This is a genomic window from Streptomyces sp. NPDC037100, from assembly GCF_055606225.1.
In genome coordinates this window covers 442594-454855 of record NZ_JBVJSX010000007.1, presented here as the reverse complement: position 1 = coordinate 454855, position 12262 = coordinate 442594, and the positions used below count along the sequence as shown (strand labels likewise).

The following is a 12262-nucleotide window of genomic DNA, read 5'->3' as shown; positions in this document are numbered from 1 at the left end:
TTTCAAAGGAACCTCGACCATCGGTTGTCCGATGGACGGGGTATCAACATATCTGGCGTTGACTTTTGGCACGCTGTTGAGTTCTCAAGGAACGGCCGCTTCCTTTGTACTCACCCTCTCGGGCTTTCCTCCGGGCGCTTCCCTTCGGTCTTGCGTTTCCGACTCTATCAGATCCTTTTCGATCCGATTCCCTGTCGGCGGGATTTGCCGTTTGACCCCGGGCTTTCGCTCGTCGGCCTTTCGACATTCACTACGTTAGCCGATTCCCCGTCCAACTCATAATCGAGTCTGTCGGCGCCGAATTCAGGCATGCGGGCACGCCGAATTCGCCCCTGCTGAGGGGAGTCGCTAGGTAGTTGGTTTGGCCGCTTCCGGCTCCTGGCGATCGCCATACCCGGTTCAACGGCTCGGGCTACATTACGCACCTCGGCAGGGCGCGTCAACTTCGGCGGCGCCTCGGCGTATGGGCACGATACGGGCTCACCGTCGGGTCGTTGGCGACCCAGAAACGCCAGGGGTGGACGGCCCCGTCGCCGGCGACGCCGGTGCGGGGTCCGTTGAGTACCTGCTCGGAGGGCACGGGCGTGCCGGTCAGCATGCGGAGCGGGGTGTCGTCCGAGGTGCACGCGTCCGTGCCGTCCAGGGAGCGGTCCACGTTCAGGGCGGTGGCCAGACGGGCCGGTCCTTTGGCCAGTTCCTTGTCGTTGCGGGCCGAGAGGCGACGGGTGCGGGCCAGTTCGGCGCCTTCGATGATCTCGCCGGCGCGGAGCAGGACCGCACTCGCCTTTCCCTCCGGGCCGCAGACCAGGTTCATGCAGAACCACATGCCGTAGGTGAAGTAGACGTACACGTGTCCGGGCGGGCCGAACATCACTTCGTTGCGGGCCGTACGGCCGCGATAGGCGTGGGAGCCGGGATCGTCGGCACCGTCGTAGGCCTCGACCTCGGTGAGGCGGAGGGCGATCGGACCGTCCGGGGTGCTGCGTACCAGGATGCGGCCGAGGAGGTCGGGGGCGACATCGAGGACGGGTCGGTCGAAGAACTCCCTGGACAGGGGCGTACGGTCAGGGGTCGCGATCATGCCGTCCGAGGGTACTGGAGATGAGTGGTGCCGCGGGGTGGCCGTCGGGCACCGGCCTTGCCAGGCTGGGGCATGGAACCGGCCACGGCCGGATCGCGTTTGTACGGATCAAGGATCCACCCGTTGTGGGCGAGAGGGAGAGACATGGCGTTCAAGAAGCTGCTCGCGAGCCTGGGGGCCGGCGGGGCTTCGGTCGAGACGGTGCTGCACGAGGTCAACGTCGTCCCGGGCGGTGTCGTCCAGGGTGAGGTGCGGATCCAGGGCGGCTCCGTCAACCAGCAGATCGAGGGGCTCTCGGTCGGGCTGCAGGCCAAGGTCGAGGTCGAGAGCGGCGACCAGGAGTACAAGCAGGACATCGAGTTCACGAAGTCGCGGCTGGGCGGCGCGTTCGAGCTGCAGGCGGGCGCGGTGCACGCCGTGCAGTTCGGTCTCGAGATCCCGTGGGAGACGCCGATCACGATGATCGACGGTCAGGCCCTGCGCGGCATGAACATCGGGGTGTCGACCGAGCTGGAGATCGCGCGTGCGGTGGACTCCGGTGACCTGGACCCCGTCAACGTGCACCCGCTGCCGGCGCAGAAGGCGATCCTCGACGCGTTCATCCAGCTGGGCTTCCGGTTCAAGAACGCGGACATGGAGCGGGGTGTGATCCGGGGTACGCGGCAGAAGCTGCCGTTCTACCAGGAGATCGAGTTCTACCCGCCGCAGCAGTACCGCGGGCTGAACCAGGTCGAGCTGAGCTTCGTGGCCGACGAGCAGGCCATGGACGTGGTGCTCGAGATGGACAAGAAGCCGGGGCTCTTCAGCGAGGGCAGCGACACCTTCCGGTCGTTCCAGGTGGGCCTGAACGACTACCAGGGGACGGACTGGACCGCGTACCTGAACCAGTGGCTGTCCGAGGTCGGCAGCAAGCGCAACTGGTTCTAGGCTCGGGGCTACTGCACGAAACGATCAGGAGGTACCGAGGTGACCGAGCTCAAGCGGCGGCCGCTCCCCCACGACTTCCATCCGCCCGTCGCGTCGTTCACGGTGACGAGCAAGGACATCGAGGAAGGTGCGACGCTCCAGGACGCCCAGGTCCACGCGGTCGGCAACACCTCGCCGCAGCTGCGGTGGGAGGGCTTCCCGCCCGAGACCAAGAGCTTCGCCGTGACCTGCTACGACCCCGACGCTCCGACGGGCAGCGGCTTCTGGCACTGGGTGCTGTTCGACATCCCGGCGTCGGTGACCGAGCTGCCGGCGGGCGCGGGCGGCGGCACGTTCGAGGGTCTGCCGGAGGGCGCGGTCCACGCGCGCAACGACTACGGCGACAGGGAGTTCGGCGGGGCCGCGCCGCCTCCGGGGGACGGTCCGCACCGTTATGTGTTCACGGTCTACGCCGTGGATGAGGAGAAGCTCGGTCCGGACGCGGACGCGTCGCCTGCCGCCGTGGGCTTCAACCTGCGGTTCCACACGATCGGGCGGGCCCAGCTGATCGGTGAGTACGAGGTGCCCGCCGAGGGCTGAGCAAGTCGCCTGGAATCCCGGCGTTCATGGAACGTTTGCCCGCTCCTGGTCTTGGAATTGATCAGGAGCGGGCATTTTTGTTGCCGGGGGTCGCGGGGGTCACCCCCGCGGAGCAGCAGATATTGCGTTGTCCATCTCGGCGTGCCCGGCCAGAGTTGATCCCAGCCCGCCAGGGGGTGGGCCGGTGCACGGGAGGTGGGCTGGTATGCGGGACACGCTGGTACTGAACGCGAGCTTCGAGCCGCTGTCGACGGTGACGTTGAACCGAGCCGTCGTTCTGGTGCTTCAGGACAAGGCCGTCGTCGAGCAGGCCCACCCCGAACTGCGGATGCGGGGAGCCGCGGTCGACATACCGGCGCCCCGTGTGATCAGGCTCTGCCAGTACGTGCGGGTGCCGTTCCGAAGACGAGCGCCGTGGTCGAGGCGGGGTGTGCTGGTCAGGGACCGGCACCGGTGCGCGTACTGCGGGAGGCGGGCGACGACCGTGGACCACGTGGTGCCGCGTTCGCAGGGGGGTCAGGACACGTGGCTGAACACGGTGGCCTCGTGTGCGGAGGACAATCACCGGAAGGCGAATCGGACTCCTGTCGAGGCGGGTATGCCGCTGCTCCGGGAGCCGTTCGAGCCGACGCCGGCTGACGCGATGCTGTTGGCTCTGACACAGGACGACTTCGCCGCGCTGCCGGAGTGGCTGGCACTGGACGCTGCGTGACCAGTCGCCGCGGGGCCTTGGTGGGTCGTCGGCCGCGGGTTGAGTGTGGTTGTTCGCGCAGTTCCCCGCGTCCCTGAGTGGTTGTTCGCGCAGTTCCCCGCGCCCCTGAATAGAAGGGGGTCGCGGGGAACGTTGCGTTGGGGGTGCCGTCAGTCGATCGACGGCTTTTCGCGGCGTTCCTGAGCCGGTACGGCTGCGCCGGACGTGCCGCCGTTGCCGCCGGAACCGCCGCCGATGCCGCCGAAGTTGCCCATGGCGCCGGAGAGACCCTTCAGGGCGTCGCCGATTTCGCTGGGGACGATCCAGAGCTTGTTGGCGTCGCCCTCGGCGATCTTGGGGAGCATCTGGAGGTACTGGTAGGACAGGAGCTTCTGGTCCGGGTCGCCGGCGTGGATGGCTTCGAAGACCGTGCGGACGGCCTGGGCCTCGCCCTCGGCGCGCAGGGCGGCGGCCTTGGCCTCACCCTCGGCGCGCAGGATCTGGGACTGCTTCTCACCTTCGGCGCGCAGGATCTCGGACTGCCGGACACCTTCGGCCTGGAGGATCGCGGCGCGCTTGTCGCGGTCGGCGCGCATCTGCTTCTCCATCGAGTCCTGGATGGAGGTGGGCGGTTCGATCGCCTTGAGTTCGACGCGGTTGACGCGGATGCCCCACTTGCCGGTGGCCTCGTCGAGGACGCCGCGCAGGGCGGCGTTGATCTCCTCGCGGGAGGTGAGGGTCCGCTCCAGGTCCATGCCGCCGATGATGTTGCGGAGGGTGGTGACGGTCAGCTGCTCGATCGCCTGGATGTAGCTGGCGACTTCGTAGGTCGCGGCCCGGGCGTCGGTGACCTGGTAGTAGATGACGGTGTCGATGTTCACGACCAGGTTGTCCTGGGTGATCACCGGCTGCGGCGGGAAGGGCACGACCTGTTCGCGCAGGTCGATGCGGTTGCGGATGGTGTCGATGAACGGGACGACGATGTTGAGGCCCGCGTTGAGTGTCCGCGTGTAGCGCCCGAAGCGCTCGACGATGGCCGCGCTGGCCTGTGGGATGACTTGGATCGTCTTGATCAGGGCGATGAAGACCAACACCACCAGAATGATCAGGACGATGATGACCGGTTCCATCGTCGTTCCCCGTGTCCCTTCTCCGCTTCGGCGTCTTCGGCAGATCTTATGGTTGTCGAAGATCTTGCTGGTCGAGTCTGACAGACCGTCGCGTAGCTGGCGAGGAGTTCCACTCCAGTTACGTCCTGCGGGGTCACATGACGATCGCGGTGGCTCCTTCGATGTCCACGACATCCACTTCCTGGCCCACTTCGTAAGCGTGGCCGGTGTCGAGAGCGCGGGCCGACCAGACCTCGCCGGCGAGTTTGATCCGGCCGCCGGAGCCGTCGACGCGTTCCAGGACGACGGCTTGTCTGCCCTTCAACGCGTCCACGCCGGTGGCGAGTTGGGGTCGCTGAGCGCGGTGCCGGTTCGCGATGGGCCGTACGACGGCGATGCCCGCGGTCGAGATGACGGCGAAGACCACGACCTGGGCGACGGCTTCGCCGCCGAAGACGCCGGTGACCACCGCCGCGGCGATGGCGCCCACCGCCAGCATGCCCAGTTCGGGCATCGCGGTCACCACGAGCGCGATGCCGAGCGCTGCCGCGCCGATCAGCCACCACAGCCATGCGTCGATGTCCACGTGGTCATGGTAGGTCCGCGGGCCCTGTCGACGACAGGGCGCCCGTGGTGTGAAATCCCGTTCTTACCCCGGCAATTGCGGGGTGGGGTGCCGCGTCAGGAGAGCGGGAGGCCCTGGGCGGTCCAGCGCTCGCCCGACTGTTCGACGACGAGCGGGAGGCCGAAGCAGAGGGAGAGGTTGCGGGAGGTGAGTTCGAGCTCCAGCGGGCCGGCGGCGAGGACCTTGCCCTGGCGGATCATGAGGACGTGGGTGAAGCCCGGGGGGATCTCCTCGACGTGGTGGGTGACCATGAGCATCGAGGGGGCGATCGGGTCGAGAGCGAGACGGCCGAGGCGGCGGACGAGGTCCTCGCGGCCGCCGAGGTCGAGGCCGGCGGCGGGCTCGTCGAGGAGGAGGAGCTCGGGGTCGGTCATCAGGGCGCGGGCGATCAGGGTGCGCTTGCGCTCGCCCTCGGAGAGCGTGCCGAACCTGCGGTCCAGGTACTCGCTCATGCCGAGGCGGTCGAGGAAGGCGCGGGCGCGCTGCTCGTCGATCTCCTCGTAGTCCTCGTGCCACGTGGCGGTCATGCCGTACGCGGCGGTCAGGACCGTCTCCAGGACCGTCTGGCGCTTGGGAAGCTTCTCGGTCATGGCGATGCCGGCCATGCCGATGCGGGGGCGCAGCTCGAAGACGTCGGTGCCGGGCCGGCCGAGGGTCTCGCCGAGGATGGCGGCGGTGCCCGAGCTGGGGAAGAGGTAGGTGGAAGCGAGGTTGAGGAGGGTGGTCTTGCCGGCGCCGTTCGGGCCGAGGATGACCCAGCGCTCGCCCTCCTTGACCGACCAGGAGACCTGGTCCACCAGAGCCCGGCCCTCACGGACCACGGATACGTCCTGAAGCTCCAGAACATCGCTCATGAGCGCGTTGTCTCCCCTTGCAGTGTGGCCGGTCTCGGCTGTCGCGTAAGCCTGTGGCTCGGTCCGCCGCGCCGGTGGGCGCAGCCCTCCATGAAATCTACGCCACCGGTCGGCCGGGACATTCCCTCGGTCCGGTCCTTGGAGGGTCCTAGGGTGGAGGCATGCTCTCGGAACCACGTGCTGGACGTCTCGCAGCTTGGGGAAATGCCCTTTTGGCCGGACTTGTCTCGCCGGACGACGCCGTTCTCGCCATCGTCGGCGCGGACGCGGTGCACCGGGTGGAGGGGCTGCCGGGTGAGTCGGGGCAGGTCGGGCTGACACTCGCGCTCGGGCGGTTGCGGACGCTCGGGGTGGGTGGGCTGCGGGTGGCGTTGCCCGCGCCGGGGCATCCGCTGGGGCTGAGCGGGCCGCCGGAGTTCAACGCGCGGGCGCTGGAGGCCGAGGAGGCGGTGGTGTGTCAGGGGGCCGCCTACGGCTTGGTGCCGGACGTGTACGAGGCCGGTCCAAAGGGTGTGCAGGTCGAGGTGGTGTGGCATGTGCTGCCCGTACGGGAGGCGCCGCCCGCGGACGTGCCGTCGCTGAGTGAGGCGGAGCGGGAACTGGCGGAGGCGCTGCGGGAGGCCACCGAGGCGTTGACCCGGCTTGATGTGGCCGGGTCGGGGCCGGTGGCGGAGGCGGCGATCGATGCGTACCGGGCGCGGGCCGAGCGGGGGCGGGAGGTGCTGGCACCGGGGTACCCGCCGCGGGCGGTCCGGGTGCTGGAGCTGGCGCAGCGGGTGGGGACGCTGATCGCCGTGGCGACGGAGAGTGGGCACGGGGGTGCGGTGAGTTCGTCCGAGATCTCCGCGCGGCGGGAGGCGTTGCGGCCGGTGGAGCGGACGGCTCGGCGGGCGCAGGTCGCGGCGTACAACTCCGTTGTGGAGGAGCGGGAGCGGGGGGTGCGGTGACCGTCGGTTGTGCCACTGCTCGGCGTTGGCGCTGAGGTAGGGCGTGGGGCAGCCCGGCGATGCGGGGAGCCGCCGCGCCCACCCGTGCCGCCCCAGGCGGCACGCATGCCCGCGGACCGACGAGACCGGCGCACGCCCAGACACACCAAAGCCTGACCGGCCTCCCGGGCAGGACCGGGAGGCCGGTGTCACCTCCGGCTCGGAGACGGAGGTGGGGCGTCAGTGGTTGACGGCGAGGTTGCCGAAGGCCGGGTTCAGGATGCCCACGACGTTCACGCTGTTGCCGGACACGTTGACCGGGACGTGCACCGGGGCCTGGACGACGTTGCCCGAGCCGACACCCGGGGAGCCGATGGCCTGGCCGTCGGCGTGCGCGCTGGTGGCGGAGGCCATGCCCGCGCCGGCGGCCAGCAGGCCACCCGTCACCATCGTCACGGCCGCTGCCTTCTTCAGGTTCTTCACTTCTGAGCCCTCCTAGCGATCGCCGCGGCAGGCGCCGCGGCACGCACTGGAGAACGGAGGAGATCCATCGAGGTTGCGCCATCCGAGGGACGTTCCCACGACAGTATGAATCTCGGTCCGGAACGCAACCTTCCGTGTGGCTCGGGGTGAGCGTGTCAGCCGGTCACCCCATGGCGAACGGCCCACAGCGCGGCCTGCGTTCGGTCGGACAGGTCGAGTTTCATCAGGATGTTGGAGACGTGGGTCTTGACCGTCTTCTCGGACAGGACCAGCGCGCGGGCGATCTCCCGGTTGGAACGGCCGTCCGCTATGAGGCCGAGGACCTCGCGCTCCCGCTCGGTGAGCGAACCGGCCCGTGGGGTGCCCGCGTTGGTCACCTCCTGCGCCAGCAGCGCGCCGGCGACCTCCGGCTGGAGGAGGATGTGCCCGGCGTGGACCGAGCGGATGGCTCCGGCGAGGGCGTCGGGGTCGACGTCCTTGTACACGTACCCGGCGGCACCCGCGCGCAGGGCCGGGACCACCGTGCGCTGTTCGGTGAAGCTGGTGACGACCAGCACGCGGGCGGGGTTGTCCAGCTCGCGGAGTCTGCGCAGGGCGTCGACGCCGTCCATGCCCGGCATCTTGACGTCCATGAGGATGACGTCGGGCTTCAGCTCCTCGGCGCGGTCCACTCCTTCGGCGCCGTCCGCCGCCTCGCCGACGACCTCGATGTCGTCCTGCACTTCGAGGAAGGTGCGCAGGCCCCGGCGGACTACCTGGTGGTCGTCGACGAGCAGCACCCTGATTGCGTCAGCCACCGGGGACCTCCATCTCGATCACGGTGCCCTTGCCGGGCGCCGATTCCACGGTCAACGTGCCGCCGGCACCGCTCGCCCGGTCCCTCATCGAGACCAGGCCGAGGTGGCGTCCCGCGCGGCGGACCGCGCTCGGGTCGAAGCCGCTGCCGTCGTCCGTGATCCGCAGGACGGCTCCGCTGCCGTGCCGGTCCAGGGTCACGTCGACGTGGCCGGCACCGGAGTGGCGAAGGGCGTTGTGCAGGGCTTCCTGTGCCACGCGCAGGAGGGCTTCCTCCTGGGAGGCGGGCAGGGCCTTCACCCCGTGACCGGCGAAGGTGACGCGGGCGCTGTGGGCCCGGTCGAGGACCTGGATCTGCGTGCGGAGGGTCGCCACGAGGCCGTCCTCGTCGAGGGCGGCGGGGCGCAACTCGACGACCGCGGCGCGCAGCTCGTCGGCGGCCTCGGCGGCCAGAACGGCCACCTGCTGGAGTTCGCCCTTGGCGCGGGAGGGGTCGCGGTCCACCAGGCGGGCCGCGGCCTGGGCGGTCAGGCGCAGGGAGAACAGCTTCTGGCTGACCGCGTCGTGCAGTTCGTGGGCGAGGCGGGAGCGCTCCTCGGCGATGGTGAGTTCACGGCTGCGTTCGTAGAGGCGGGCGTTGGTGAGGGCGATCGCGGCGTGCTGGGCGAGGATGCCGAGCAGTTCCTCGTCGTCCTCGGTGAAGCCGCAGCCGCCTTCGGGCCGCTCACAGTTCTTGTTGGCCAGGAACAGCGCTCCGATGACCTCGTCACCGTCACGGATGGGCAGGCCCAGGAAGTCGACCAGGTCCGGGTGGGCCTTCGGCCAGCCCTCGAAGCGGGGGTCCTTGCGGACGTCCACGAGGCGCTCGGACCTGGCCTCGTGCAGCATCGCGGCGAGGATGCCGTGCTGGCGCGGGAGGGGGCCGATGGCCTTCCACTGCTCCTCGCTGACGCCGTCGACCACGAACTGGGCGAAGCCGCCGTGGTCGTCCGGGACGCCCAGTGCGGCGTACTGGGCGTCGAGCAGCTCGCGGGCCGAGGCGACGATCGTCTTCAGGACGTCGCGCACCTCGAGGTGCCTGCTCATGGCCAGCAACGCGGAACTCACCGCGGCCAGGCCGGACGGGGGGCCGTGTCTCATGACCTCACGGTACCGGCGGGCTGTGACACCGCGGATCGGACCGGTGGCGGCGGGGCGCCCGGTCGGTGGGCCTAGGTCGCGGGACCGAGAGGCCGGACGCCGAGGCCTGGGTCCCAGGACGCCGGGCCCGTGGCGTAGGGCGAAGGGACCCGGTGGAGTGCGGCCCGCGTCCGAGGCGGTCCGGGCTGCCCCGTTCCTAGGTTGAGGGCACGCGATCACGAAGAGGAGCTGATCATGTCGGTTGCGATCATCACCGGGGCCTCGAAGGGCCTGGGCCGTGCCCTGGCCGAGGCCCTGGCCGGGCGGGGCTGGGATCTGGTGCTCGACGCCAGGGGGGCCGAGGCACTGGCGGACGCCGCCGGAGCCGTCTCCGCGCACGGCACGCGGGTGACCGCCCTGCCCGGGGACGTCGCGGACGCCGCTCACCGGGCGGAGCTGGTGGCGGCGGCCTGGCGGCTGGGCGGCGTCGACCTGCTGGTGCACAACGCGAGCGCGCTGGGTGCCGAGCCGCTGGTCGGGCTGGCGGAGCTGCCCCTCGAGGGGCTGCGCCGGGCGCTGGAGGTGAACCTGGTCGCGGGGCTGGGCCTGGTGCAGGAGGCGCTGCCGCTGCTGCGAGCGGCGCGGGCGAGCGCCGTCGTCGCGGTCAGCTCGGACGCGGCCGCCGAGGCGTACGAGACCTGGGGCGGTTACGGGGCGTCCAAGGCGGCCCTGGACCATCTGATGGCCGTGCTGGCCGTGGAGGAGCCGGGGCTGCGGGTCTGGGCGGTGGATCCCGGGGACATGGCCACGGACCTGTACGCGGCGGCCGTACCGGACGACCCGGAGCCGCGGCCCGAGCCGGCGGCGGTGGTGCCGGCGTTCCTGCGGCTGCTGGACGAGCGTCCGGCGAGCGGGCGCTACGGGGCTCCGGCACTGCTGGACGAGGCCCGATGACATTGACGGTGCGGGTACCGGAGGAGCTGTCGGCGCGGGTGCCGGTCGAGCAGCGGGGCCCGGGGCTGGAACGGGACGCCGTACGGATGCTGGTGTCGCGGGGTGCCGAGGTGGCGCATCACACGTTCACGGAGTTGCCGCGGCTGCTGCGGGCCGGGGACCTGCTGGTGGTCAACACCTCGGCCACGCTGGCGGCGGCCGTGGACGGGTGGACCGGGCACACGCGCGTGGTGGTGCATTTCTCCTTCCCCGGGGACGACGGCCGCTGGGCGGTGGAACTGCGGGAGCCCGACGGGCGGGGCACCACGCGCGCGCTCGCGGGTGGGCCCGTGGGGAGGGAGGTGTGCCTGCCGAAGGGCGTACGCCTGGTTCTGGAGGAGCCGCTGAGCGTGCGGAGTGAGCGGCTGTGGTGGGCGCGGGTGTCGGGGCCGGGGGTGCCCGGGCTGCTCCGGGCCCACGGGCGGCCCATTCGCTACTCCTATACGGAGCGGGACCAGCCGTTGTCCGCCTATCAGACGGTGTTCGCGCTGCCGTCGGCGGACGGGACGGGCAGCGCGGAGATGCCGAGCGCGGCGCGGCCCTTCACGGCGCGGATGGTGGCGGAGCTGGTGAGCCGGGGGGTGCAGTTCGCGCCGGTCATCCTGCATACGGGGGTGGCCTCGGCGGAGGCGCACGAGCCGCCCTGTCCGGAGCGGTTCGCGGTGCCCGAGGCGTCCGCGCGGCTGATCAACGCCGCGAGGGCCGGTGGGGGCCGGGTCGTGGCGGTGGGGACGACCGCGGTGCGGGCGGTGGAGTCGGCGGCGGGCGCCGACGGGGCCGTGCGCGCGTGTGCGGGGTGGACGGACCTCGTCGTCACGCCGGAGCGCGGCGTGCGGGTGGTGGAGGGGCTGCTGACCGGGCTGCACGAGCCGGAGGCCTCGCATCTGCTGCTGCTGGAGGCGGTCGCGGGGCGGGTGGCGATCGAGCGGGGATACGAGGCCGCGCTGCAAGGGCGCTATCTGTGGCACGAGTTCGGGGACGTGCACCTCGTACTGCCCTGAAAGGCCTCACACAGAGCATCGCTTGTGCAACGTGCCGTGAGACTGATCTAGGGGGGATGTGAGCCCTCGCATAGGACCCAGGTCACGTACGAAAGTGCGTAGGAGACAAAGCCCCACCTTTTGAGCGGCGCAGACGGTCCAGTCTGCCCCGATTTGCCCCTCCCTGATCCACTATCTCCTTTCGTACGTCACACCTTTGCCACGCCATTTTGCGGCCGCTAAGAATTGCTGACGTCGCTCAGCGCCGTGGGTTCACCTCCGCGGCGTTCGTGTCGGAAACACACCGAGTCCAACGCCGGACGCCGAGCGACTCCCGCGCTATTCGAAGAGGTCCACGCAGCATGCCCAAGAACATCTTCAGCCGTGTTCAGAGTCGTAGCCTGACCCGTCACCACAAGATCGCCATGGCCGGTGTCGCCACCCTCGGCGCCGTCGCCATCGGAGTCTCCGCGGTGCCGAGCGGCGCCTCGACCAAGACCACGACCGAGGCCGCTCAGCCGGCTGCGGTGGCGTACAGCACCCAGCAGATCAAGGACGTCAAGGCGAGCGTCACGGACCAGATGGCCGGCGCCAGCCTGAAGGCCGAGCAGATCGCGGCGAAGAAGAAGGCCGACGCCGCGGCCGCCGCCAAGAAGAAGGCCGCCGCCGAGGCCGCGAAGAAGAAGGCCGAGGCCGCGCGCGAGGCGAAGGAGGCCGCGAGCCGCGCCGCCAAGCGCGCCGAGGCCAAGAAGGCCGCCAAGAAGGTCTACCCGAACAACCTCGACGGCTGGATCCGCGAGTCGCTCGACGTCATGAAGAAGCACGGGATCCCGGGCTCCTACGACGGCATCAAGCGCAACATCATCCGGGAGTCCTCGGGTAACCCGAAGGCGATCAACAACTGGGACATCAACGCCATCAACGGCATCCCGTCGAAGGGTCTGCTGCAGGTCATCCCGCCGACCTTCAAGCACTGGCACGTCCCCGGCACCTCCTGGGACATCTACGACCCGGTAGCCAACATCACCGCCGCCTGCAACTACGCGGCCGACAAGTACGGCTCGATGGACAACGTCGACAGCGCGTACTGAGGCCGGCGC

14 protein-coding genes are annotated in these 12262 nt (G+C 70.1%); 7 read left to right on the top strand and 7 right to left on the bottom strand.

The window, feature by feature from the left end; translation table 11 throughout:
• Positions 1–439: 439 nt before the first annotated feature.
• Positions 440–1081 carry a DNA-3-methyladenine glycosylase gene (locus tag ACZ7EG_RS25135; protein WP_471083017.1) on the bottom strand — a complete coding sequence of 214 codons (642 nt, stop codon included), beginning with the start codon at positions 1079–1081 and terminating at the stop codon, positions 440–442.
• 144 nt (positions 1082–1225) lie between these two features.
• Here ACZ7EG_RS25135 and ACZ7EG_RS25130 point away from each other — a divergent pair, with 144 nt between their 5' ends.
• The 3 genes from ACZ7EG_RS25130 (at position 1226) to ACZ7EG_RS25120 (ending at position 3299) form a co-directional block, all read left to right on the top strand.
• Positions 1226–2008, top strand: a complete 783-nt coding sequence (locus ACZ7EG_RS25130; protein WP_471083014.1) for a sporulation protein — start codon at positions 1226–1228, stop codon at positions 2006–2008.
• A 39-nt stretch (positions 2009–2047) separates the two neighbouring features.
• Complete coding sequence (locus tag ACZ7EG_RS25125; protein WP_471083011.1) at positions 2048–2587, top strand: YbhB/YbcL family Raf kinase inhibitor-like protein; 540 nt, start codon at positions 2048–2050, stop codon at positions 2585–2587.
• A 205-nt stretch (positions 2588–2792) separates the two neighbouring features.
• Complete coding sequence (locus ACZ7EG_RS25120) at positions 2793–3299, top strand: HNH endonuclease (RefSeq protein WP_471083009.1); 507 nt, start codon at positions 2793–2795, stop codon at positions 3297–3299.
• A 149-nt stretch (positions 3300–3448) separates the two neighbouring features.
• Here the strand turns inward: ACZ7EG_RS25120 and ACZ7EG_RS25115 are convergent, their stop codons facing one another.
• The 3 genes from ACZ7EG_RS25115 to ACZ7EG_RS25105 form a co-directional block, all read right to left on the bottom strand.
• On the bottom strand, positions 3449–4408 hold the full coding sequence (locus ACZ7EG_RS25115) for an SPFH domain-containing protein (RefSeq protein WP_471083007.1): 960 nt from the start codon (positions 4406–4408) through the stop codon (positions 3449–3451).
• Positions 4409–4541: 133 nt separating this feature from the next.
• Entirely contained in the window at positions 4542–4973 is a 432-nt protein-coding gene (locus ACZ7EG_RS25110) for an NfeD family protein (RefSeq protein ID WP_471083004.1), read from the bottom strand.
• Between the two features lie 95 nt (positions 4974–5068).
• Positions 5069–5866, bottom strand: coding sequence for an ABC transporter ATP-binding protein (locus ACZ7EG_RS25105; protein ID WP_351626261.1), 798 nt, complete (start codon positions 5864–5866; stop codon positions 5069–5071).
• Between the two features lie 161 nt (positions 5867–6027).
• On the opposite strand from ACZ7EG_RS25105, the gene ACZ7EG_RS25100 reads away from it, so the two are divergent.
• Positions 6028–6813: a hypothetical protein gene (locus tag ACZ7EG_RS25100; protein WP_471083001.1), complete on the top strand. Its 786-nt coding sequence runs from the start codon at positions 6028–6030 to the stop codon at positions 6811–6813.
• A 219-nt stretch (positions 6814–7032) separates the two neighbouring features.
• Here the strand turns inward: ACZ7EG_RS25100 and ACZ7EG_RS25095 are convergent, their stop codons facing one another.
• The 3 genes from ACZ7EG_RS25095 to ACZ7EG_RS25085 form a co-directional block, all read right to left on the bottom strand.
• On the bottom strand, positions 7033–7275 hold the full coding sequence (locus tag ACZ7EG_RS25095) for a chaplin (RefSeq protein WP_471082998.1): 243 nt from the start codon (positions 7273–7275) through the stop codon (positions 7033–7035).
• Between the two features lie 155 nt (positions 7276–7430).
• Positions 7431–8072, bottom strand: coding sequence for a response regulator (locus ACZ7EG_RS25090; protein WP_471082995.1), 642 nt, complete (start codon positions 8070–8072; stop codon positions 7431–7433).
• A complete protein-coding gene (locus tag ACZ7EG_RS25085; protein ID WP_471082992.1) occupies positions 8065–9210 on the bottom strand; it encodes a GAF domain-containing sensor histidine kinase in 1146 nt (381 codons plus the stop codon). Before ACZ7EG_RS25085 ends, ACZ7EG_RS25090 begins: the two co-directional genes overlap by 8 nt.
• A gap of 234 nt (positions 9211–9444) precedes the next feature.
• On the opposite strand from ACZ7EG_RS25085, the gene ACZ7EG_RS25080 reads away from it, so the two are divergent.
• The 3 genes from ACZ7EG_RS25080 to ACZ7EG_RS25070 all read left to right on the top strand — a co-directional run bounded on the left by ACZ7EG_RS25080 (position 9445) and on the right by ACZ7EG_RS25070 (position 12253).
• Entirely contained in the window at positions 9445–10143 is a 699-nt protein-coding gene (locus ACZ7EG_RS25080; protein ID WP_471082989.1) for an SDR family NAD(P)-dependent oxidoreductase, read from the top strand.
• Complete coding sequence (locus ACZ7EG_RS25075) at positions 10140–11183, top strand: S-adenosylmethionine:tRNA ribosyltransferase-isomerase (protein ID WP_471082986.1); 1044 nt, start codon at positions 10140–10142, stop codon at positions 11181–11183. The genes ACZ7EG_RS25080 and ACZ7EG_RS25075 overlap by 4 nt, the downstream gene beginning before the upstream one ends.
• Before the next feature lie 341 nt (positions 11184–11524).
• Positions 11525–12253, top strand: coding sequence for a transglycosylase SLT domain-containing protein (locus tag ACZ7EG_RS25070; protein ID WP_471082983.1), 729 nt, complete (start codon positions 11525–11527; stop codon positions 12251–12253).
• The last annotated feature ends 9 nt before the right edge of the window (positions 12254–12262 follow it).